Below are 22,573 nucleotides of genomic sequence, written 5' to 3' on the forward strand. Positions count from 1 at the left end.
GATCATTTAAGCAGAAATGAAACCAGTTCCAAATAGTGCCTTACACTATCTCGACTTAAATGCCTGCGCCCTAATTATGGGGTTAAAGATGGAAAAAATGTTAATTAATGCAATGCAAACTGAGGAAGTTCGTGTTGCGCTTATAAAAAATAATCAACTCTTTGATCTGGATATAGAATGTCCTGGCGAAGTCAAGAAAAAAGGAAATATATACAAAGCAATTGTCACCAGAAGAGAGCCAAGCCTTGATGCGGTATTTGTCGAATACGGCTCCAAACGACAAGGTTTTTTGCCCTTAAAAGAAATCGCACCTGAATATTTAAGTAGAAATCCCGATGATTTTGGCGATGAAAAGCCGCCTATCACCACACTGATACGTGAAGGCCAAGAGCTGTTAATTCAGGTCGATAAAGAAGAAAGAGGCAATAAGGGCGCTGCCCTCACCACATTTATAACCCTTGCCGGATGCTATTTGGTGCTTATGCCCAACAATCCCCGATCTGGCGGGATTTCAAGACGTATTGAAGGTGAAGAAAGAGACGAATTGCGTGAGACATTAAACGCATTAACTCTTCCTGAAGATATGGGATTAATAATCCGTACAGCGGGTGTTGGCAAAAGCCAAGAAGAGCTACAAGACGATCTCAACATGCTTTGCAATCAATGGCAATCCATCAAACAAGCTTATAATTCGGAGCTTGCCCCTTGCCTGATTCATCAGGAAGGCGATGTGATTATTCGTTCGATTCGTGACAATCTTCGCAAATCCATTAGTGAAATCATCATTGATGACCAAATTTCCTATATCAAAGCCAAACAATACATAGAACGAGTTAAACCCGAGTTTTTACCTAATCTGAAACTGTATAACAGCAGTATTCCTCTATTCAATTTTTATCAGATAGAAAGCCAGATTGAAACGGCTTATCAACGCCAGGTCATGTTGCCCTCAGGAGGCGCATTGGTTATAGACCGCACTGAGGCATTGGTATCTATAGACATTAACTCAGCTAAAGCCACAGGTGGTTCTGATATTGAGGCAACGGCACTGAATACAAACCTTGAAGCCGCAGACGAAATAGCCCGTCAGTTAAGGCTGAGGGATCTTGGTGGTTTGGTTGTTATTGATTTCATTGATATGAGCTCCAGTAAAAACCAACGGGATGTTGAAAATCGGCTTAAAGAAGCATTACAAGCGGATAGAGCCCGTATTCAGGTTGGCAGAATATCCCGTTTTGGTCTTCTGGAAATGTCACGTCAGCGATTACGACTCTCTTTGGGAGAAACCGCCCAGGAAATCTGCCCACGTTGTGAGGGTCGAGGTACCGTTCGCAACATCCAATCTCATGGCTTATCTATTACTCGTTTGATTGAAGAAGAAGCATTAAAAGAAAAGACCGCTGAAATACAGGTGCAACTTCCCGCTGAAATGGCTACCTTTATCATGAATGAAAAGCGTAATTTCATTAGAGATATAGAAAAAAGACATGGCGTCTGTGTGGTTATTGTTGCCAATCCCTACATGCATTCACCACAATATTCCATAACCCGCTTAAAAGAAGATAACGTCGGTAAATCTAAAAAACCCAGTTATACTTTAATCCAGCAACCCGAATTACAAGTTGCCACTAGCGATAAAGATGCAGTCATTCATGATGAACCCGCTGTTAAGTCGTTTACTGAACAACAAACCAAAAAACATTCACAGAACAGTTTCATTAAACGTTTGTGGACTGGCTTGTTTGGTGGGCAAACCGAATCCGCACCAACTTCGTTGGAGTACGCTAAAAAGCCCCAAAGCCGTCATCAAAATCAATCCAGACAAGCAACTAAAGGGCAAAGTGGGGAAAGACGTCAACAAAATAATCCCCATCGCAGACGTCGTTCTGGAGGCAACCAGCAACAAAGAACCAATGCGGTAAGCCCTGCGGCAGCGGCAACAACAACTAACCCCAATCAACAAAGAAAGCGTTCTAACCCTAATCAACAAAATCATCAAGGACAACAAGGGAACCGAACCAACTCACCAAGGAATGAAGCACACAAAAAAAGAGAAGCGACTCTAGTCAAAGAACCCTCTGAGAAATAGATTTGTCGCCCTCCTCTATTCGCCGCAAAATCAAATAAGCATCAAGAGCTTTTTCTGATTCTGCGGCGAATCTTTTTATCAGGTATCCATTTAACATAAAATTAAAAAGCGTATAAAGAATCGGTGCACCCTAATGCATTTTTCTGCCATTTGGCACATCACCCTCCAAAGTAGCAAGACATATTGCATCACTAGAATCTGAAAATCCCAACAATAAAAATTGAGAAACAAACCCCGCTATATTCTTCTCACCTAAATTAACACAACCGATTACTCGTTTACCAATCAAGTGTTCTGGCTGATAATGGACTGTAATTTGAGCTGAAGTCTGAAGAATACCTATATCAGAACCAAAATCTACCCAAACTTTATACGCCGGTTTTTTAGCTCGAACAAAGGGTTCAGCTTTTATGATTGTTCCCGAACGTAAATCTACATTGTCAAATTCTTCATAAGATATTGTCATTTTAAAATCCTGAATAGTTCTTTAAATCCAGGGAATATATTACTTTATCCACACATCAAATGTATTCTTTAAATTGATGTAACCCCACATACAGAATTAAATGCTGCAAATTAGTACGTTGATAAAATACTCATTTGCCGAATTTTCCTGGCTTACCCAGGTTTAAAACAAAATTTTTTCCCGTTCTAATTCACTTGTGTATTTTAATATATTTATCATCGATTAACCTTTGGAGTTACCATAACAGCCAGGACTGCTCCATAAAAAATATGGTCGTCATTACAAGCTGTAGTGAGGAACTCCTTGAAAAGTATATTTTTTGCTCATTTTACAGTATAATGTAAACGTTTTTAAAATGAGGATATAACCATGTTCTACCCACAACAAACAATTAAATATACTGGCCCAGGCGTATCACCCGTTTATTTGGTTGAATTTTCATTTAATTCCTGCAATTCAAAAATGACCATTAACTTTATTGCTGACCAAAAAGAAGGCATAACCAATTCATTATTAAATGCGAATATTCCTTTTACAGAAGAGGGAACAAACACAATATCCATACAAAATTCGTTCCAAAAACCCAATATCCGTAATAGTTTATGTGTATTAGCCAATGATGGATTCATCAGTCACGATTTTTTGCAAGAGATAAAAGAAAAATGTTCCCCTGTGCACCGGAATGAAGTGGACCTAGACGATTTCGCATACGAAAAGAATCAACAATTACAGCTCCAGGTATTGAGTCGTGTCAAAACATTTTTCAAGGAAAAAAGATCATTACAAACTATAGAAAAAGATCCCTATGACGATATCCTACTGCATGGGTTTATAGAATGGGAGGAGCCTGAGAATGGTGATGACCACTTCGTATCATCAGAAACAGCGAGGAATTATCGGATCTGAAGATTGGTGAAGAAGCGATAATTACAGAGTTGAATAAATCAGGTCATGACCTCAATTTAAAGTACAGTTGGATGAACACGCTCTCTGGACGCAAGCGAAAATCCGTATTCGAGACAACCAAAGAGATTTGCCAGGAACCTGAATTTTCGCAACTGCGAAAACAACAGATGCCCTACAAAGAAAGATAATTTAATGGCATTTTTAGAGGTAAAAAATGCCATATAAATGACCGCTAAAATCAATACGCACCCAATCTATTATCTCAAAGGTCTAAGGCACCACCGCCCAAAGGGATTCTTGATGGGTTGCATCATGTTGCTCAGAGTGTGTTTTACGACTGTATATGCCCAGTTCACGCAGTGCTCTTCCCGACTTAACTGCCGGAGTAGCGTTTTCAGGCTCAGGTTTGATTCCTATTCGTTCCAGGCGTGAAACATGACTTTCTTGCACAGCCAGTAATTGATTGTATTGTTTTTGGGTTTCAGAGAGTTGAGTGGTTAATATACCCAGTTCGGCTTCTGCAGTGCAAATGCGATCGGCAACTTTATCGAACCCTTCCTTTTCACCGTTTATAAATTCATCCAGTCGTTGTTGAAACTGAGCCTTTTCTTGTTCGTTATTGAGCAAAGTACCGGCCATGGTTTGAACAGCACCCTGTAGAGTAACTGAAACAATTGTAGCCTGCTGAATTTGCTCATCCATCTGCGTTTTTACCGCTTGTAATTCAGCAACTTTTGCGCTTAACTGTTGTTCATTTTTTTGATACTCTTGTTTTACTTTGTCTAATAGTTCCTGATTTTTAACTAATAATTCAGTTTGTGTTTCAACAGACTCCTTTAATTTTTCAGCGGATTTTTCCAGATCGTCCCGAGTTTCACGCAGTAATTTTTGTGTTGCAACAAAAAGTTCGACTTGATCAGAGAGCGAGGTCACTTCAGATTGCAGATCGAGAACATTAATAGCCAGTTTTTTATTTTCTGTAACAAATTTTTGAATTTCAATTTTTAAAGAGTTAACGATTTGTTCCAGCGTCTGGATAGTCGCATCCAATACTTCAGCCAGACCGAAAATTCCTTTCTTCAATTTTTCTGCAATATCTTCGGTATGAATACGGTGCTCTTCAAGGATCATGCCGCTAGCCGTATAAGCCAAGCCATTGAATGTACCTATCACCATTAACGCACCGACATGAGCAAACAACCCGGCAGCCAAAGCAGGGCCGGATACAATAACGCCGCCAAGAACCTTTTGCCAGATCGGTAATTCACCCCAGTATTGAGATGCCTGGTTGATTAAACTCGGATTATTAACCATAGTATCAATGATAGATCCTAAAAGTTCCTTAGTTTTGGCAAGATCATTTTTAACTGAATTTATCTTGTTTAGACTCTCCAGTTCAATTTCAGGTTTATCAGGATTTGTCAGTTCATCAAGCATTTCAGGAAGATCGTCAACGTGCAAAGATGGCGCTTCAATATGTTCCAATTCAGAATGGATTGATTTTATGCTTGTATCGGGTTGTTGATTCTGAAGTTCTGTTTCTTGAACACCCATGATTGCGCTCCTTACGATTAAAAACCATCCTTAGAAGTTCATTTTTAATCAAAATTGACTCATAAGACAAGAGTTATCGAATAAATTTTAAATAGACTTAAAGTTAAGACCATTTTTTAAATATATTCCAGGCAACCCTATGATAAATGTGATTTTTTTGTTCGCAAAATCTCCAAAAAATGTTCTTATTCGGTCTTAATAATCAAGTAAAAATTGATCCTAAAGATTAAAATGGCATGTTAAGCACCAAAAAAGATAAACGTGAGAAAATAATGTCTATTGTTATAAAAATTGATACAATCACTACTTTTTATATTAACCCCATAAACAGCTGGTGCTCTTTTAGAAAGAGCGCTGCTGTACTCTATTTTACGATAGGAATTTGCTCTTTATGACATTTACCATTGGTCAACGCTGGATTAGTAATACCGAATCCCAACTCGGCTTGGGAATTATCACCGAAGTCGGAGGCAGACATGTCAACATTAACTTTCCCGCTGCTGAAGAAGATAGGATTTACGCTATAGATAATGCTCCTTTAAGCCGAATCATTTTTAAAATTGGCGAAGAGATCACTACTAACGAGGATAAAACATTACACGTCACCGAAGTTCATGATTTTAAAGGGCTGATCATCTATACGGCTCTGGACGCTAAAGGACAGGAACAGGCCATTAATGAAATGGCTCTAAACTGTTTTATTAGCCTGAGCACCCCGCAACAAAGGCTTTTTAGTGGTTTGCTGGATAAACTCAATTCATTCAAGCTAAGAATAGATACCCTAAATCACATCAGTCGATTACAGCAATCAAAAGTCAGAGGGCTTCTGGGCTCGCGAACCAATCATCTTCTGCATCAGGTCTACATAGCCAGTGAAGTGGCACAACGCCACGCTCCCCGGGTATTGCTTGCTGATGAAGTGGGGCTTGGTAAAACCATTGAAGCCGGGATGATTTTACATTATCAACTGCATACTGGGCGAGCAAGCAGAGTACTCATCATCGTACCTGATTCATTGATTCATCAATGGCTTGTTGAGATGATAAGAAAATTCAATCTTTATTTCTCCATATTTGATAAAAATCGTTTTCAATCAACGCTCGATGCTGAAAATGAAGCGCATAATCCAGGCGGTGAAAGCAATATTTTTGAAACAGAACAACTGGTTTTGTGCAGCCTTGATTTTCTTATGAGTAACGAAGAGGCACGCCAACACGCTTTAGCCGCTCAATGGGATCTGCTGATAGTCGATGAAGCACACCATTTGCATTGGTCAGAAGAGCTGGCAGGCCCCGAATATGAATTCATTGAACAACTCTCCGCACAAAGCAAAGGGTTGCTCTTGCTTACCGCAACACCAGAACAAGTTGGAATACAAAGTCATTTCGCAAGGCTTCGTCTTTTAGATCCTTCACGTTTTTATGATTTTAAACTATTCAAAAAAGAGGAAGAAAGCTATCAAAAAGTGAATCGTTTGGTGCAACGCTTGATAGATTATAAGGAAACACAGCAAACTGACACGCTGGATGCCTCATCCCGATCATCTTTAGCAGAATATCTGGGTCAGGATATAAGTGACAGTATCAGTACCAATATCAAGAATTTACTAGACCGTCACGGCACAGGGAGGGTACTCTTTCGTAATACTCGTGCCGCAATCAAAGGATTTCCCAAACGCAATGTAACAGCCTACCCTTTATCCAACTCCCCACTTTATACAGCGATAAATGCAATTGAAAATACCCTTAATTTATATCCAGAAACGCCCTTGGATAACGATGTTTGGCTCCTGAATGATCCCCGAGTGCAATGGCTTGCCTCCAAAATTAATGAACTGTACCCTGAAAAAGTACTGATCATTTGTGCCAAGGCAAAAACTGCTCTAGCACTGGAGCAATTTTTGAAATTAAAAGCAGGAATACGCAGTACTGCCTTCCATGAAGGACTCACCATAATAGAACGAGACAAGGCGGCAGCTTACTTTGCAGATCAGGAACAAGGGGCGCAAGCCTTGATTTGCTCTGAAATTGGCAGCGAAGGGAGAAATTTTCAATTCGCACATCACCTCGTTCTTTTCGATTTACCATTAAATCCCGATTTATTGGAGCAACGTATAGGGCGGTTGGATCGTATAGGACAAAAAAATACCATAGAGATTCATGTACCCTATCTAACCGATACTGCTCAGGAAATTCTGTTTCGCTGGTATCACGAAGGAATCAATTTATTCCAACAGAGTTGCTCTGTTGGTTATTCTGTTTATGAACAATTTGCAGAGCGACTGCTGCCCATTCTTAAAGCAAATAACCTGGGTACAAATCCTGAACCACTCAACACGCTTATTGAAGACACAAAACGATTTACTCTGCAAATCAATCAGGCATTACAAGAAGGCAGAGATCAATTACTCGAATTAAATTCATGCAATCCTGTTATCGCTGAGCAAATTATTGCTGAAATAGAAGCTGAAGAAAGTAGTATTGAACTGGAAAATTACATGGCCAAGGTATTCCATGAATTTGGTATCGATCATGAATATCATTCCGAACTTGCCGAGATTCTTAGACCTACTGAGCATATGAAAACCAGTCATTTTCCTGGTTTGCAAGAAGATGGCGTTACCGTGACTTATTCCCGTTCTAAAGCTTTGGTTAGGGAAGATATGGAGTTTTTGAGTTGGGAGCATCCCATGGTATCAGAATCAATGGAAATGATCTTAAACTCTGAAGTTGGCAATGCGACCTTGACGACTATATCCGTTAAAAGTATTGCGCCAGGGACTTTATTTCTGGAAACTTTTTACACAATCAATGGAGCTGCACCTAAATATTTGCAACTGGACAGATTCCTGCCATTTACTCCGTTACGGATATTAATGGATGTATCAGGAAAAAACCTGAGCAAAGTTTTAGACTACAACCAACTTAACGCAATGTGTGAGCCAGTTAAACGTCATTTAGGTTATCCAATAGTAAAACAAATCAGTAGCGATATTGAATCCATATTAAAGAATTGCAATCAAATAGCCGAAAAACAGATGAATGAAGTTATTGAACACGCCAAAATGAACATGGTGCAGTCTTTAAGCGCTGAAATTTCCAGGCTTGAATCTCTGCAACAGGTTAATCCAGCAATAAGAGCAGAGGAAATTGAATTCTTCAAAGAACAAATGAGTGAATGTGAGCGTTATATGAATTCAGCCGCATTAAAACTTCAAGCTATCAGGGTTGTTATTAACAAATAACCTTGATGCTTGAGCAGCGAATTACAAAGTATCTCCCCAGATTATCCCTAACCCTTGAGCTGCGAGGGTTAGGGATGACCGGGGAGTTACCGCAGAACGTCAAAGTAGACTTTTAAAACATGAACCACAAAAAAAAATCACAATAAGCCGCAAATAGGTTAAAATATCACTCATAAAAACAAACGCAAGAATCGCAATGTACCTCACATACCATACATTAGACGGTAAATCGTACCATATAGGAATTCAACAGGAATGGAATCAACCGACTTATTATTACCCTGCCGTATCTATTGCCGTAGACGGGGTAGATTTCCAGCTTTATCCTACCATAGCAGATTTTGATAAGCTTGACGGTTTACCCAAGCTCGGCTTGTTCAAGCCGAAAACACCAAAGGCAGGTCATGCTCTATTCAAGCATAATTTGAAGCATTACACCCATTCCAGCAAAGTAAAACAATTAATTGCAAAAAATCCGCATTTTTTCGTTCCTAGCCAGGAACAAATGGCCAAAGAAATAGCCTACATGAGTGATAATGGCATTGCATTTAATGAGAAGGTCTGTACCACTGTTACGGTCAATCTGTAGCTACAGGATTGACGCCTATGTTCGGATTAACACCGCAATCATCCAGAATTTTCAATAAATTATTTCCTTTGCGGGTTAATCTTTTAATACAGTATTCGTCCAGATAGCTTTTTAGTACGTAATAATAATCGGGTAAGGTTAAAATATTTAATATTTTTTCCGCCCTATCCAAATGGTCTTTGTTCTTATGGTCACAAGCCTGAAAAAGAACCCCACCCAACATTGCGGCTATGCTTGCTTTACGTTCCGGGCTGGCTATATAAAAACGTTGAATGCACTCATCCAAAGCTCTGTCTTTATCCCACTCGACCCATTCGTCATACAAATGCAAGGATAATTCGGGATTAAACGCTTCTGCTGTAGTCATTTCCTGCATGGCATAGGCTACAGGAACCACAGCCTGAACATTAGCCCAGGAACAATTACCGCTTATTTGCGAACTTATGGGCATTTGCGCAATGGGCAATAACCCCAGTTGTTGATTGATCACGTGATGAAAATATCTTCTGTTTTGTTTTTTATATAAAAAATCCTGGATGAATTGAACGGTCAAAGCATCTGGCCTGGTTAGCCTGTAAATGGTAACGCTTCCTTCTTTTAAACTGTTTTCTCCCCTGTCTATCTTGGCCCACCATTGATGGTAACGAATAAAACAAAAAGCATGCCCTCGGCTTGCTGCGGGAAGAATCAACATAGGAGAGCGTAATAACTCACTGATTCGTTTCAAATGAACGTCCTGGAGTTTTGGCTGATGCTGAAATTGTAACAGTTCTGCTGCTGTACCAAATGCATCCATGATGCGGTGTATAGCAGGAAAATAGTCACGTAAATGTCGTGTAGAATAACTGCTAATAAATCGGCGTAGCGAATCTTTTACCACCGCTACGGTAAATTCAAGGATAAATCCCTCATAATCCAACTCAATAAATTCGCCTTTGGCATTAACAATATCCACATCGCCCTGCAACTCGAAACGATGCCCCAACAGTTTTGCGTTAATAAAATCGAGGGCAAAATCAAGTTTGGCGCCATGATGATACAACAGCTGTTTCAGAGGATCCTGCCCGCGCAGGACTGGATAAACCAAAACTGAAAGTCCATTACGAGTATAGGCATTAGAATCAGCCCCATGATTCAACAACAATCGAGCCATTTCCAAATCGTTATTGTCTATAGCCCAATGCAAAGGTGTACGTCCAGTAACATCGGATTTATTCACGTCAACTTTTCGGGCGATCAATTGTTCAGCAATTTTAATCTGACGAGTAATGGCGCATTCAATTAAAGGGGTAAAACCATATTCATCAATATCATCCAAAGAGTCACCTTGTCTGAGATAGGCTTCAAATTCAGGCATTCTATGGTTAATAATGTCATTGGCAATGGTCATTTAAGGCCCCCGTGGCGTCGGAGCTGTTGTAAATTTAGGCATATTACCCAAACGAAGTTGTTTTTCTTTTTCCTGTTCTCTCCGTTCATTGTCAAATTCACGACGAGCCTCAGAATTTAAAGGAGGTTCAGGATTCAAGTTAGGATCAATACCATCAAAACGCTGACTATCCAGTACAGGATGTTGCAAAATGGTGTTTTGTAATTCCCCTTCAGGACTTGCCTGATGTTCCACATCAGAATGTTCACGAGCAATGACGGGGGCAAGTTGCCGCTCACCCTGCTGTTCAGCAAGTCGCCTTTTACGTTCCATAGCTTTGGTTTCTGCTACCAGAAAAGAACTATTGCCTGTAGCTTTGGGTTGGCGAATTGGCGGTTGGGTTGCTTTTTTAAGCACAACATAAACCGCTCCAGTTCCCCCATCTTCAGGTTTTGCGCTATGAAAAGCAATAACGTCAGCAATCTGAGGCAGCCAGCAGTTCATTAGATTTTTGGTTAAAGGAGGAGTATTTCTGGGACCTTCTTTATCATGAATGATTAAAACACAGTAATGGTTTTTACGCAGTTGATCGGTAATAAATTGGCTTAGTGCGTCACGAGCAGCCTCTGTTTTTAAGCCACGCACATCGAGTCTGGCATCCCATTTGAAGGCGCCATTTTTCAAATCCCGAATGCGTTTATCAGTAACACCTGGTCTAACATAAGACAAGGTAGTATCTGAAAAAACAGGATCTGCTATGTCGTCAGACAAAAAATATTTATCAGCCATTTCTTAACACATTAAATAATGATACTCAAAGTATAACTTAGGTTATGCAAAGTAGTGCTTTTTTTTGGTAATTGCAGTCAAACATAATCATGATTCCTGGCACTTATTCCCAGAAAGCCATTCCAAAGACAGTGAACCAGAACGAAACATCATCCCCAAAATGTACTGTACCACTTTAAGAGATGATGTATCGCATCATGAAGGCACCAAAAAAAGATGCGGTTCGATATTGACGAAGGCTATAAATACTCTCTTTGCAAAATTTCTGCAATTTGTACTGCATTGGTTGCCGCACCTTTGCGTATATTATCTGCAACTACCCATAAATTCAGCCCACAGGGATGGGATATATCCTGCCTGATTCGACCGACAAATACCTCATCATGACCAACCGCATTTTTTATCACGGTAGGGTAACTGGCTTTGGCGGTATTATCTACCACTTTAATCCCAGGCGCTTTCGCCAAAAGAGAACGAGCCTCATCTGCCGTCAAGGGTTTTTTTAACTCCACGTGAACCGCTTCGGAATGTCCGTACAGCACTGGAACACGAACTGCCGTAGGGTTAACCATTATGTGTTCATCTTCCAATATTTTGCGAGTTTCCCAGACCATTTTCATTTCTTCACGAGTGTAGCCGTTGTCTTCAAACTGATCGATGTGTGGTAAGGCATTAAATGCAATTTGTTCTGGATAAACCGTGCTTTTTGCTGGCCGGCCGTTTAACAGTTCGCTTACCTGAGCCACCAGTTCTGAAATGGCTTTTTTTCCGGTACCGGATACGGATTGATACGTTGCAACGTTAATGCGAGTAATTCCTGCTGCATCGTACAAAGGCTTCAGGGCAACAACCATTTGAATGGTTGAACAATTAGGATTGGCAATAATGCCTCGTTTTTTATAATCGGCGATACGATGCGCATTGACTTCAGGAACGACCAGCGGAATGTCGTCTTCGTAACGGAAACAAGAGGTATTGTCTACAACAATACAACCTGCCGCCACGGCTTTGGGAGCATAGTCTTTGGACACAGACCCTCCCGCAGAAAAAAGAGCAATATCCGCTTTGCTAAAATCAAATTCAGCTAAATCCAGCACATCCAACTGCTGATTTTTGAAGGTAACCGTTTTACCTACTGAGCGAGAACTGGCCAAAGGGTAGAGTGTCTTGATGGGGAATTTTCGCTCTTCCAACACGGTTAAAAAAGTTTCTCCTACAGCACCTGTGGCACCGACTATTGCGATATTTAATTGTCTGCTCATTATTATTGCCTCTTTATTTCATGTAACGATTTCAAGTCTTTTTTCTGTTTTAATTTACACTCAGCTGCATTGCGCTTTATGCCTGAGATAATGATCCATCAACACTAAAGCCATCATGGCCTCGGCAATGGGCACTGCTCTTATGCCAACACATGGATCATGTCTGCCTTTGGTAACAACAGTAACCTCTTCACCTAATAAATTTACTGTTTTGCCAGGGGCAGTAATACTTGAGGTAGGTTTAAGCGCCATACTGACTTCCAGCAACTGACCAGTAGAAATTCCGCCCAAAATGCCTCCGGCATGATTACTTAAAAATCCTTGCTGGGACATCTCATCTCTATGAACACTGCCAAGTTGTTCTACCGCCGCAAATCCTGCGCCAATCTCCACTCCTTTAACTGCATTAATAGACATCATGGCATAAGCCAGAGTAGCATCAAGCTTATCAAATACCGGATCGCCCAAACCTACAGGCACCCCTCTGGCAAACACATTAACACGGGCACCTACGGAATCGCCTTGACGTCTAAGTTGTACTATGTAATCCGCTAATTCTTGAATTTGGTTTTTATTGGGACAGAAAAAAGGATTTTTGTTGATTTCGGCTTCATCTTCAAAAGAAATTAGTATATCTCCCATTTGCTGCAAATAACCGACTATCTCGAGGTTTAAAGTACGGCGTAAATACAAACGAGCGATAGCTCCCGCTGCAACTCTGGCTGCGGTTTCTCGAGCCGAAGCTCTTCCTCCGCCACGATAATCTCTGTGACCGTATTTGTAAAGATAGGTATAATCAGCATGACCGGGGCGAAATAAATCCTTAATCTCATCATAATCACTGGAGCGTTGATCGGAATTTTCAATCAAAAGTGCAATAGGAACACCGGTAGTTATTCCCTCAAAAACTCCAGAGAGAATCTGTACTTTATCATCCTCCCGGCGTTGGGTTGTGTATTTGGACTGACCGGGTTTGCGTTTATCCAAAAAAGGCTGAATATCTTCTTCCTTAAGCGGCATACCGGGTGGACACCCATCGACAATACATCCTATAGCAGGACCATGGCTCTCGCCAAAAGTAGTCACTTTGAATAAAGTGCCAAAAGTATTACCCGACATAAAGTACTCGCTTAGTTAAAAAATTCATCCAACTGTTTTTTGGTTAATAAAAATATCCCCTGACCGCCGGTGCTCATTTCAAGCCACATGAACGGAACATCAGGATATGTTTCACTTAACAACTCCTCACTGTTTCCTACTTCTACAATCAGTATCCCATGATCACTTAGATAAGCATGGGCATTTTTGAGAATTTTTTCAACAATAGCCAAACCATTATTACCCGTTTCCAGAGCCAGCACGGGTTCATGGCGGTATTCATCAGGCAAGGTTTGCATCTCTTCTTTACCCACATAAGGGGGATTACTCACAATGACATCATATTTTTTCGCAGGAACTTTAGAAAAACAATCAGACTCAATCAAAGTCAATTGATCGTCTACACCCAAACGCTCACTGTTGATAGCAGCCACTGCAAGCGCTTCAGAAGAAATATCTACAGCATCAACCAGCGCATCAGGAAAAGCATAGCAGCAAGCAATAGCAATACACCCACTGCCAGTGCATAAATCCAGAACGTGATGAACCTCATCGGCCTCTATCCATGGTGAAAATTGATTATGAATCAACTCGGCAATGGGTGAACGTGGAATCAGAACACGTTCATCAACATAAAAGGGCATATCACAAAAACGGGCTTCTTTTATGAGATAAGGCACTGGTACTCGTTGATTAATGCGCTTGTCCAGCTGTTGACAAAGGTGTTTTTTTTCAGCAGTCGTTAATCGTGCATTGAGTAAAGCAGGATCGATGTCGTAGGGCAAATACAAGCTCCTTAAAATCAAAGAACGCATGTCATCCCAAGCATTATCAGTACCGTGCCCATAATACAGGTTCGCCTCAATCGCACAAGACAAACTAAAACGTAAAAAATCCAGGATACTGACCAGCTCTTGTGTTTCTTTAATGATGTAACTGCTCATAAATATTTAAGTCCTTAATGTATATCCATCAGAGAATAAAAACAAATTGTACTCTATGTTAGAATATATGTCATAACCTAAGTTATACTTTGAGTCTATTTAACAATGCCCCACAATCGATATGGCAGATGATTTCATGTCCGATGAGGACAAAGCGCTTTTTCGTGAGCACATGCGAGCCGTGAAACCATTGGCGGAAAAAACCAAAAAGGTAAAAATTACCTCAACGCCACCCCCAATTCGGCGAATGAACAAGCAAACCAGAACACCTCAGCCAACGGCTTCTTATCATTTATCCGACTTCATCAGTGAAACGGTTCATTCCCATTCGGTATTATCCTATGCCCACCCCAGCATTACCCAGTCTCGTTTGCGCCACTTGAAAAATGGCGCCATTGCCTGGGAAGCTCGCTTGGATCTGCATGGCTTACAGACTGAAGAGGCAAGAAAAGCACTCTGTCAATTCATTCATAACCAAAAAGAACAAAACAAACGCTGTCTTTTGATTATCCACGGTAAAGGCGGGCATCTCGGAGCGCCGCCAGTCATTAAAAATTTAATCAACAGGTGGTTGCCACAATTTGACGAAGTGCTGGCTTTTCATAGCGCATTAGCCAAAGATGGGGGCAATGGAGCCGTTTACGTGTTGCTAAAAAAAAATAAACTGGAAGATTAGACCCCAAAAAGGCTTGATGACTTGCGTTAAGCAACTAATCTGAGGATAATTCGCCAATTAAAACAAATATCTTGGGTACTCTATGGAACATTTAGGACAATTTATTGCAAATCACTGGCAACTTTGGCTGGCGTTTATCACGGTACTGCTGTTAATTCTGATCAACGAATGGATCTCCCAAAAAAAGAAAGCAAAAGAACTGACACCCCAATCGGCTGTTGATGTCATTAATAATGACGATGCGATAGTATTGGATTTGCGTGATAAAGAATCATTTAAAAACGGCCATATCATCGATTCCATCAACTGTACTGCCGAAGATTTTGAACAGCCAAAGATGAATAAATACAAAAGCAAAAAAATAATTCTGGTTTGCGCTCGTGGCTTGCAATCCCCTTCTGTGGCCACAAAAATCAGCGCCCTGGGATACCAACCCATGGTATTAGGTGGCGGGATTGCTGCGTGGCAAAACGCTGCTCTGCCATTAGTTAAAGGCAAAGGGTAACTTTATGGCAGAAGTAATAGTCTACAGTACGGAGTTTTGTCCCTACTGCATCAAAGCCAAGGCCTTACTGAACCAGAAAAAAATCAGTTTCACCGAAATTCGTGTCGATATCCATCCCGAATTGCGTGACGAAATGGTAATTAAAAGCGGCCGGCGCACTGTGCCGCAAATTTTCATTAATGGCCAAGCAATTGGTGGCTGCGATGATTTGTATGCCCTGGAAGCCCAGGGAACCTTGAATCAACTTTTAAAAGGATAGAAATCTTATGACTGAACAACTCAATAATGCCCAACAAAACGAAGAAGCCCAATTCATGATTCAACGAATCTATGTTAAAGATTTATCCTACGAAACTCCCAATACCCCAGCCGTATTTCAACAACAATGGGAACCCGAACTGAATCTTGATATCAACACATCCAATACCAAACTGGAAGAAGGCGTTTATGAAGTGGTGTTAACAGTTACCGCTACTGTTGCCAATCAGAAAACAACTGCATTTCTTGTGGAAGTGAAACAAGCCGGTATTTTCACAATTCAAGGCGCACCAGAAAACCAGCTGGATCACCTGTTAAACAGCTTCTGTCCCAATATTTTGTATCCTTATGCACGCGAAGCCATCACCTCGCAAGTGATTCGTGGCAGCTTCCCTCAACTGGTTCTGGCACCCATTAATTTTGATGCGCTGTACATGCAACAACTTGCCGAGAAACAAAAAGAAGGCAGCGCTCAAGAAGCAATGTCGCACTAAACGATGAAAAAAAAGACCATTGCCATGCTGGGTGCCGGTTCCTGGGGTACTGCGGTTGCAATTCATTTAGCCAAATCAGGACATTCTGTAGTGCTGTGGGGGCATAACCCACAGCATGTTGCGCTGATGAAATCGCAACGCAGTAATGCCCATTATTTACCAGGCATAACATTTCCTGATTTGCTTGAGCCTGAGGCTGATTTACACCAATGCCTCAAGAAAGCTGATGATGTGATTATTGCAGTCCCGTCACATGCTTTCGCAGAGCTGCTCAAGCAGATTGATCCGGCTCCTAAAGGCTTGGCTTGGCTGACTAAAGGAGTTGATCCGTTAAGTCACCAGTTATTGAGTGAACTGGTTGCCAGCCGCTTTGGTTCTGATTATCCTGTTGCCGTGATTGCGGGCCCTTCTTTTGCCAAAGAAGTAGCTAATTTTTTACCCACAGTACTTACTGTAGCGTGTAACAATACGCCCTATCAGAAGCACATTCATGAACTGTTGCATCATGACAACATTCGCGTCTATCTCAGCGATGATCTCATTGGCGTGCAATTGTGTGGCGCAGTTAAAAATATTCTGGCTATTGCCTGTGGAATAAGTGACGGCCTGGGTTATGGCTCCAATGCTAAAGCGGCACTAATCACCCGGGGCTTGGCAGAAATGAGCCGTTTAGGACTTAGTTTGGGAGCAAAACAGGAAACCTTTATCGGTCTGGCCGGTGTGGGCGATTTGGTGTTAACCTGCACGGACGATCAATCCAGGAACAGACGTTTTGGTCTCTTATTGGGTAATCATGTCGCTATAGATAAAGCAGAACAGCAAATAGGACAGGTAGTTGAAGGCAAATATAATGCGGCTCAGATTTGCACCATAGCAAAAAATCATCATATAGAAATGCCTATTTGCGAACAAATAAACGCTCTGCTGCACAATAAAATAAACGCTCAACAAGCCGTTATAAACTTAATGAGCCGACCGCCAAAAGAGGAATAAACAAGCTCCTGTATCTCGTGATGGATTCGGCTTCCAGGTGTGGTGTAAATTCACTAAAATGCCTGTGTGCAAAAGAGAAGAACCAGTGGTCAACCCTCTTTTCTTCCCAGCAATTTCAGCGATACAAAGTTTATCTGGCATCAACCAGCTCTATATCTTCCGACTTTAACTGTTCACCTAAAAATATCTCACCAACTTTTTGAAATCGGTTGACCGAATCAGTTACCAGATAATGCACATGAGATGCCTTGGCAGGATGGTCATTCAGTAAATTTTGCTTGCTTAGTTCATAGTGCAAGGACTGTGCAGTCGCCTGCGCTGAATCAACTATAGAAACTTTTTTAGGTAATAAGCTGGAAAGAAGTGGTTTAAAAACAGGAAAATGAGTACATCCTAATAGTACCGTATCTTCATCCTTGGCTTGGTCCAGATAATGTTTTAGAGCCTCTTTCGCTACCGCATTATCCACCATCCCCTCCTCTGCCAAAGCAACCAGCACGCTGCATGCACGAGTATTGATAACGGCTTGCGGTAATTTTTTTATAATAAGCTGCTGGTATGCTTGTGATGCGATGGTCGTTTCCGTTGCCAACACAATAATACGTTGATTTCGAGTAGCCGCAACTGCTGCTGCGGCACCTGGGGCTACCACACCAATAACCGGGATGTCCGTAAGCATGGTTTGCAAATGCGGCAAGGCTGCTGTGGTTGCTGTATTGCAAGCAATCACCAAAGCCTTTATTTGCCGCTCTACCAATAATTTGGCCATCTGCATGGCGTATTGTTTTACCGTATCTGGGCTCTTGGTACCGTATGGTAAACGCGCTGTATCCCCCAAATAGATGAAGGTCTCTTGCGGTAGACTGGCTCGTAACGCTTTCAATACCGTCAACCCGCCCATTCCCGAATCAAATACTCCAATAGCCAATTGTCTCGAGTTCAATTTTATGCCCCTTTTTTATTCTGTACCGCAAATTATGATTTTTTTAGCCCCGATTCAGGATGTTCATCCTTACCTTCCATTGTTCTGTTAATTGCTGCTGTTTTTCTAAAAACAGCAAGTTCGTCTTTAAGTGATTTAGCGGCAGCAACTGCCTTTGTATCCACTTTGGAGATGCGTTTTTTATCAGCCTTCATCTCTTCTTTAAACTGGTGATACAAGGAATTTTTACTAAAACCGGTACTAAAGCCCAGAAATGAACTCTTTTCTTTAGCCGGATCAAATGAATTGTTACCAAAACGATCAAGCGATATTGTTTCAGGAGTAATATTCATTTGCGGATTTTTTTCACCAAGTATGATTAAAGCAGTCCATAAATAACGCATTTGCTCTTGGTCAGCACCGTAAAGTCTCAAGGGTTTTTCTTTGGTTGGTGGTGTACCAAAACTTGCCAAAGCTTCAGCAGCAAGAGCCAATGAAAAATCCATTTTGGCTTTTTGTAACTTTGCACCTTCTAGTGAATTTTCGCCAGAATTCGGGAACGTTTGTTTTGGAAATTCGATGATCTCAAACTTCACACCAGGAGTTTTAGTCAGTTTATCTTCTTTCAAGGTCATTCTACTGGATATGGATCTGTCTACAGTATACCGACCAACTGCCTCGAATTTTTTAGTCTGCATATCCGTATCGTAATCGGTTTTTACATAATCAACGGCAGCAATCTTTCCTTGGGGGATAAAATCGGTCAGTTCGTTTTTTTCTTGTTCTTCACTACTGGATTCGGAGTTTATCCCAGTTGGTGGTTGTGATGTATAAGGTAACTTAGCCAGTTCATCAGGCGACACTATTCTGCGCATGATTCCATGAGCATAAAATTTATAGCTTTTTTTGCTGTCCTGAGCGTCATTAATAGCCTGCACAATACCGTCTGTTCCAGACAGTTTTTGTTGCATTTTTTCATAAAATTGCAGATTAGAGTTGAGCGTTTCCAGTTCATCGGTTAATTGTTGATTCAGCTCTTGTGCTTTGGTTGTGATTTCATTTGATAAACCTGGGTCTTGAACTAAATTGGGGCGAGGTAAGCTCTTCAGTCTGTTTAAATCCCGTCTTAATTGCTCCACCATCAAATTACAATCTGTGGCAAGCAGCTGATACTGTGTTTTCATTTCTTGAGCATTAAAAGCCTTATCTTTAAAGGCAGGATTGTATAAATGATAAGGCTCTATAGATTCCATAAATTGATAACGATTTTGTGTTTGTGTTGCCAGATCGTTATTTTGGTGCACAAAATGAATAACGCCTTCCAAATCGACGAGTGCTTTGGAAACTGTCGTTGAATCGGTACTTCGCAAATTACGTTCCAGTGCCTCATTCTTCATCTGATAAAAAACGCTGGCTGGCAATAGCGTTTTTAACTGAGTAGGCAGATTTGACGTTTTATTAGGCTTAATCCGTTCAACAAACGCAGCGTACGTTTGGGCTTTTTTAAACTCAGAAAAGACCTTTACTGGATCCAAACGAGTCTCTTTCTCAAGAGTTAAAAAAATCTCTAAAAGGCGCTTTTCCTGTTCGCTCTGCGCATCTTGAGGCTTAATAAGAAAATACCTGCTGAGCAAATATTGGTTGAAATCATTCTGCGCAACTATGGCGTCCTTAATCAGAGAGGGTTGTTTAAATGCTGTTCCATCTTGCTCTAAACCAAAAGCTTCATAAAATTGCCCCTCATGAACAGATCCGCATTGCTCCTTAATTTTATCAACAATCCCTTTATACAGTGAGCAACTGTGAAAATCACTACCGTAATTCTTTAGTGCATTTTGATCCAGTTCCTGGTTAATTAAATCAACCTGCTCCAAGGTCAATACAATTTCAGGTGTAAAACCAACCAAAATACGAGCTACCGCTGCATTATGAATGTGCTGCTTGGCATGATTAGAGGCGGCTCTGAGTGAGATTAGAGCTAAATCCTGTAAACGGACATTTATAGCCTGATTCACAGAGTCACTTAACGGATAAGTTAAAAAAGGACAAGCTGACTCTGGATAATTGATGGCCTGAGCAGCGCGCTGCAAACCTTCCTCATCCTTTGCGTTTAATATATTGAGGAGATTATCCTTGTTTTGCACCTTGGCAATAAGACTGAGAAGCAAACTATCTCGTGCTTGATGACGTATTTCTTCTATGGCCTTACCGGGCAAAATATCAACAGATTTATTACGTGCTAATGCTTCATCGTTTAACCACCCATGAGACTGGTTTAAGCGCCCCAACTCAGGTTTTGCGGCAAGGTAAGCCCGACATTCATCTTCATTGTGAGTAAGAATGGCAATCAAAACATCATCAGCGGCCTCTTTTAATCCCATCAGTACTCGCTGCTGAGCAGCGCTTTGCCGAATGGATTTAACGTCTGGAGGGCCTTCAAGGGTCAATAATTCATCATTATTTTCGTAAATCGATTCACCGCCTTCATCGTGCAGATCAGAAAAGCGTTGCCAATAATCTTTGGATTCAATAATGACTTGTCTGAATGCGTTTAAATCATCAGGATTGGCTTTTAATAAAGCCTCTAATACTTGCTTACCTTTTGCACGATTGTCGTCATCTTGTGTCTGAGTATTTTTAATTGCCTGACTGATTGCCTGATTCTTTGCCATTCATCTGCCCCATAAACACTTATGTTTATATTTTAAGCCTATTTTGTTAATTTAACCTTAAATTTTTGATCATTTATGCCAACAGGCTTGAATCATCAGAAAGTTGCGCTAACTTTATAGATAGAAGTATAGCAAGTTTAAGGGCGCTTAAATGAGAATAATAATAATGCTAACGGGGTTAATTCTGGCTAACCTCACTCATGCTCAAGGATGCATTCAAGGGGGAAAGCCGTCTCAACCCCGATATGTTTGCTTTGATGGCAGAACCCTTGAAGCCAGTGACACGGGGTTGGTGTGGAATGTTAAAAGAGGGTGCTTCATCAGTTCTGTACCGTGTTGTTCCTATAATGCTACCCACTATGCATTTTACCCGAATCCAGCAAAAATTGGGGCAGCATACGCTCGATGCCGTCATGATTACCCCTTCCAGCTTGGGCAAATGCAAACCCATTAGACCAGTAAAAAGCGGAAATTTTTCTGGATTTCGTTTAAATCGAACTGGTTCAAGTAAAGCGAGAAACTCATCCAGGCACTTAGTGCGGCCAAATCCTGAAAAGGAGGCGGCAGATAGACTGGATTGGTGAGTATACCTCGTTCTTTTAATTCACCCAGTAAGGGCAAATCATCGAGAATCAATTTACCAGTAAACAACAAAGGAATAGAATCGATTCGCTTTTGACTGATAGCAAAACGGATGTAATTATAAATCAGGACAAAACCCTTGGCATAGGATAAATCTTTGGTAAATGGCCCACCGGTAGGCGTACTGCCTCTGAAAATTCGTACCGTCTGGTTATAACTGTCTTCTTCAGTCAATCCACATTCGATAAAATAGCGGTAAATATCGAGAAAATCAGCTCCTTTGGTCACCTTGTCTAACGCAATTACCCTATTGGTAATCTTTAACATGCGTCCCGGATAGGAAGAAAAGGTTACAATTTCAGTAATCACCGCCAATCCTTCCTGAATCACGCTGCTGGAAGGTGAACCCTTGGACAGAAAAAAACAATTAGGCTGCATGGCACCATTAAGCGTTGTTCCAACATGAACCCAACCCTCGTGCACTTCCAGATAGCGCAAATCACGATCACTAAACATGGCTTGCTGACTGAGTTTAATGCTGTCAGCACCAGCTGACGCATCCGCAACCATATCATCACTTACCATAACGGTGACTTTACTCGGATGTTTGGAGAAGAAATGCCCCAGGCGCGACTGTAATATCTCCTGAGCCTGCAGGGGTGTATGACGCTTCAAATCAGCCTCAGATTGCAATTGCACATTAAGATTGGTCAATACATCAAACAGTAATGTTCCCATTTGAGACATTCGTGGTCCGCCAGCATAAAAAACATCATCTGGACTCCCATACAGCTCCATAGCCAGCTCACTGAACGATGGGGTTCCCCGAGCCGCCAACATTTGAGTGGCTCGGCTGTACTCTTCACACTGACGTCTGATTAATCGGGTTATAGTCGAGTACTGACCCAATTGATTCTGTGCATCACGCAGAATCAAGCGAAATTCTTCCTGTTTCTCTCGAACATCAAAAGGTAAGGGCTTGTTGTCATAGTAGGCTTTATCGACTACGGGTAATTTTGCTCCCTTTGCTTTAAAAAACTCTTTTCTAACCGAATCATCCCATTTAATACTATCAAGAATCCTGATTTTGCGTTGCGCTTCCACGATGCGCCTGGACAACTCCTGTACAATCTGCAACTCGCCTGATTCTGATGGTGTCAT

20 protein-coding genes are annotated in these 22,573 nt (G+C 41.2%); 10 read left to right on the forward strand and 10 right to left on the reverse strand.

Going from position 1 to position 22,573, the window contains the following annotated elements; genetic code table 11:
* Positions 1–88 precede the first annotated feature (88 nt).
* The gene (locus Lwor_RS04840; RefSeq protein ID WP_058492777.1) at positions 89–2,089 is read left to right on the forward strand and encodes an Rne/Rng family ribonuclease; all 2,001 of its coding nucleotides are present in this window, start codon (positions 89–91) and stop codon (positions 2,087–2,089) included.
* 130 nt (positions 2,090–2,219) lie between these two features.
* Here Lwor_RS04840 and Lwor_RS04845 read toward each other — a convergent pair whose 3' ends face one another.
* Positions 2,220–2,555 carry a tRNA-binding protein gene (locus Lwor_RS04845; protein ID WP_058492778.1) on the reverse strand — a complete coding sequence of 112 codons (336 nt, stop codon included), beginning with the start codon at positions 2,553–2,555 and terminating at the stop codon, positions 2,220–2,222.
* 369 nt (positions 2,556–2,924) lie between these two features.
* Between Lwor_RS04845 and Lwor_RS04850 the strand changes: the two genes are divergently transcribed.
* Complete coding sequence (locus Lwor_RS04850; protein WP_058492779.1) at positions 2,925–3,461, forward strand: hypothetical protein; 537 nt, start codon at positions 2,925–2,927, stop codon at positions 3,459–3,461.
* Positions 3,462–3,731: 270 nt separating this feature from the next.
* Here Lwor_RS04850 and Lwor_RS04855 read toward each other — a convergent pair whose 3' ends face one another.
* Positions 3,732–5,015 carry a LegC2/C7 family Dot/Icm T4SS effector gene (locus tag Lwor_RS04855; RefSeq protein ID WP_058492780.1) on the reverse strand — a complete coding sequence of 428 codons (1,284 nt, stop codon included), beginning with the start codon at positions 5,013–5,015 and terminating at the stop codon, positions 3,732–3,734.
* Between the two features lie 391 nt (positions 5,016–5,406).
* Here Lwor_RS04855 and rapA point away from each other — a divergent pair, with 391 nt between their 5' ends.
* Both rapA and Lwor_RS04865 read left to right on the forward strand, forming a co-directional pair.
* On the forward strand, positions 5,407–8,259 hold the full coding sequence (rapA, locus tag Lwor_RS04860) for an RNA polymerase-associated protein RapA (RefSeq protein ID WP_058492781.1): 2,853 nt from the start codon (positions 5,407–5,409) through the stop codon (positions 8,257–8,259).
* A gap of 196 nt (positions 8,260–8,455) precedes the next feature.
* Positions 8,456–8,848, forward strand: a complete 393-nt coding sequence (locus tag Lwor_RS04865) for a hypothetical protein (protein ID WP_058492782.1) — start codon at positions 8,456–8,458, stop codon at positions 8,846–8,848.
* Here the strand turns inward: Lwor_RS04865 and ankH are convergent.
* The 5 genes from ankH to prmB form a co-directional block, all read right to left on the reverse strand.
* Positions 8,838–10,238 (reverse strand): Dot/Icm T4SS effector AnkH/LegA3, encoded by a 1,401-nt coding sequence (gene ankH / locus Lwor_RS04870; protein ID WP_058492783.1) that lies wholly within the window; start codon positions 10,236–10,238, stop codon positions 8,838–8,840. The two genes, Lwor_RS04865 and ankH, sit on opposite strands and share 11 nt — an antisense overlap.
* Positions 10,239–11,006, reverse strand: coding sequence for a Smr/MutS family protein (locus Lwor_RS04875; protein ID WP_058492784.1), 768 nt, complete (start codon positions 11,004–11,006; stop codon positions 10,239–10,241).
* A 239-nt stretch (positions 11,007–11,245) separates the two neighbouring features.
* The gene (locus tag Lwor_RS04880) at positions 11,246–12,268 is read right to left on the reverse strand and encodes an aspartate-semialdehyde dehydrogenase (RefSeq protein ID WP_058492785.1); all 1,023 of its coding nucleotides are present in this window, start codon (positions 12,266–12,268) and stop codon (positions 11,246–11,248) included.
* Positions 12,269–12,328: 60 nt separating this feature from the next.
* A complete protein-coding gene (gene aroC, locus Lwor_RS04885) occupies positions 12,329–13,387 on the reverse strand; it encodes a chorismate synthase (RefSeq protein WP_058492786.1) in 1,059 nt (352 codons plus the stop codon).
* Between the two features lie 11 nt (positions 13,388–13,398).
* A complete protein-coding gene (gene prmB, locus Lwor_RS04890; protein ID WP_058492787.1) occupies positions 13,399–14,310 on the reverse strand; it encodes a 50S ribosomal protein L3 N(5)-glutamine methyltransferase in 912 nt (303 codons plus the stop codon).
* A gap of 121 nt (positions 14,311–14,431) precedes the next feature.
* On the opposite strand from prmB, the gene Lwor_RS04895 reads away from it, so the two are divergent.
* The 5 genes from Lwor_RS04895 to Lwor_RS04915 all read left to right on the forward strand — a co-directional run bounded on the left by Lwor_RS04895 (position 14,432) and on the right by Lwor_RS04915 (position 17,236).
* Entirely contained in the window at positions 14,432–14,986 is a 555-nt protein-coding gene (locus Lwor_RS04895) for a Smr/MutS family protein (RefSeq protein WP_058492788.1), read from the forward strand.
* A gap of 82 nt (positions 14,987–15,068) precedes the next feature.
* The gene (locus Lwor_RS04900) at positions 15,069–15,491 is read left to right on the forward strand and encodes a rhodanese-like domain-containing protein (protein ID WP_058492789.1); all 423 of its coding nucleotides are present in this window, start codon (positions 15,069–15,071) and stop codon (positions 15,489–15,491) included.
* Between the two features lie 4 nt (positions 15,492–15,495).
* Positions 15,496–15,750, forward strand: a complete 255-nt coding sequence (gene grxC, locus Lwor_RS04905) for a glutaredoxin 3 (protein ID WP_058492790.1) — start codon at positions 15,496–15,498, stop codon at positions 15,748–15,750.
* Between the two features lie 7 nt (positions 15,751–15,757).
* On the forward strand, positions 15,758–16,243 hold the full coding sequence (gene secB, locus Lwor_RS04910; protein ID WP_058492791.1) for a protein-export chaperone SecB: 486 nt from the start codon (positions 15,758–15,760) through the stop codon (positions 16,241–16,243).
* A gap of 3 nt (positions 16,244–16,246) precedes the next feature.
* A complete protein-coding gene (locus Lwor_RS04915) occupies positions 16,247–17,236 on the forward strand; it encodes an NAD(P)H-dependent glycerol-3-phosphate dehydrogenase (protein WP_058492792.1) in 990 nt (329 codons plus the stop codon).
* A gap of 130 nt (positions 17,237–17,366) precedes the next feature.
* Here the strand turns inward: Lwor_RS04915 and murI are convergent, their stop codons facing one another.
* Both murI and Lwor_RS04925 read right to left on the reverse strand, forming a co-directional pair.
* Complete coding sequence (gene murI, locus Lwor_RS04920; protein ID WP_058492793.1) at positions 17,367–18,179, reverse strand: glutamate racemase; 813 nt, start codon at positions 18,177–18,179, stop codon at positions 17,367–17,369.
* 32 nt (positions 18,180–18,211) lie between these two features.
* Positions 18,212–20,830 carry a hypothetical protein gene (locus tag Lwor_RS04925; RefSeq protein WP_058492794.1) on the reverse strand — a complete coding sequence of 873 codons (2,619 nt, stop codon included), beginning with the start codon at positions 20,828–20,830 and terminating at the stop codon, positions 18,212–18,214.
* Positions 20,831–20,981: 151 nt separating this feature from the next.
* Between Lwor_RS04925 and Lwor_RS04930 the strand changes: the two genes are divergently transcribed.
* Positions 20,982–21,284 (forward strand): hypothetical protein, encoded by a 303-nt coding sequence (locus Lwor_RS04930; protein ID WP_058492795.1) that lies wholly within the window; start codon positions 20,982–20,984, stop codon positions 21,282–21,284.
* On the opposite strand, the gene Lwor_RS04935 is transcribed toward Lwor_RS04930, so the two are convergent.
* A complete protein-coding gene (locus Lwor_RS04935) occupies positions 21,281–22,573 on the reverse strand; it encodes a flavohemoglobin expression-modulating QEGLA motif protein (protein ID WP_058492796.1) in 1,293 nt (430 codons plus the stop codon). The genes Lwor_RS04930 and Lwor_RS04935 overlap by 4 nt on opposite strands.

Origin of the sequence: Legionella worsleiensis, assembly GCF_001467535.1 — a bacterium.
Classification (GTDB): domain Bacteria; phylum Pseudomonadota; class Gammaproteobacteria; order Legionellales; family Legionellaceae; genus Legionella; species Legionella worsleiensis.

Excerpts from the sequence above, each read along its gene's own strand:
- aroC (WP_058492786.1), bottom strand. The coding sequence starts at position 13,387 with ATGTCGGGTAATACTTTTGGCACTTTATTCAAAGTGACTACTTTTGGC.
- Lwor_RS04855 (WP_058492780.1), bottom strand. The coding sequence starts at position 5,015 with ATGGGTGTTCAAGAAACAGAACTTCAGAATCAACAACCCGATACAAGC.
- Lwor_RS04880 (WP_058492785.1), bottom strand. The coding sequence starts at position 12,268 with ATGAGCAGACAATTAAATATCGCAATAGTCGGTGCCACAGGTGCTGTA.
- Lwor_RS04930 (WP_058492795.1), top strand. The coding sequence starts at position 20,982 with ATGAGAATAATAATAATGCTAACGGGGTTAATTCTGGCTAACCTCACT.
- prmB (WP_058492787.1), bottom strand. The coding sequence starts at position 14,310 with ATGAGCAGTTACATCATTAAAGAAACACAAGAGCTGGTCAGTATCCTG.
- Lwor_RS04865 (WP_058492782.1), top strand. The coding sequence starts at position 8,456 with ATGTACCTCACATACCATACATTAGACGGTAAATCGTACCATATAGGA.
- Lwor_RS04915 (WP_058492792.1), top strand. The coding sequence starts at position 16,247 with ATGAAAAAAAAGACCATTGCCATGCTGGGTGCCGGTTCCTGGGGTACT.
- grxC (WP_058492790.1), top strand. The coding sequence starts at position 15,496 with ATGGCAGAAGTAATAGTCTACAGTACGGAGTTTTGTCCCTACTGCATC.
- rapA (WP_058492781.1), top strand. The coding sequence starts at position 5,407 with ATGACATTTACCATTGGTCAACGCTGGATTAGTAATACCGAATCCCAA.
- Lwor_RS04900 (WP_058492789.1), top strand. The coding sequence starts at position 15,069 with ATGGAACATTTAGGACAATTTATTGCAAATCACTGGCAACTTTGGCTG.
- Lwor_RS04850 (WP_058492779.1), top strand. The coding sequence starts at position 2,925 with ATGTTCTACCCACAACAAACAATTAAATATACTGGCCCAGGCGTATCA.
- Lwor_RS04895 (WP_058492788.1), top strand. The coding sequence starts at position 14,432 with ATGGCAGATGATTTCATGTCCGATGAGGACAAAGCGCTTTTTCGTGAG.
- Lwor_RS04875 (WP_058492784.1), bottom strand. The coding sequence starts at position 11,006 with ATGGCTGATAAATATTTTTTGTCTGACGACATAGCAGATCCTGTTTTT.
- Lwor_RS04925 (WP_058492794.1), bottom strand. The coding sequence starts at position 20,830 with ATGGCAAAGAATCAGGCAATCAGTCAGGCAATTAAAAATACTCAGACA.
- Lwor_RS04845 (WP_058492778.1), bottom strand. The coding sequence starts at position 2,555 with ATGACAATATCTTATGAAGAATTTGACAATGTAGATTTACGTTCGGGA.
- secB (WP_058492791.1), top strand. The coding sequence starts at position 15,758 with ATGACTGAACAACTCAATAATGCCCAACAAAACGAAGAAGCCCAATTC.
- Lwor_RS04840 (WP_058492777.1), top strand. The coding sequence starts at position 89 with ATGGAAAAAATGTTAATTAATGCAATGCAAACTGAGGAAGTTCGTGTT.
- Lwor_RS04935 (WP_058492796.1), bottom strand. The coding sequence starts at position 22,573 with ATGACACCATCAGAATCAGGCGAGTTGCAGATTGTACAGGAGTTGTCC.
- ankH (WP_058492783.1), bottom strand. The coding sequence starts at position 10,238 with ATGACCATTGCCAATGACATTATTAACCATAGAATGCCTGAATTTGAA.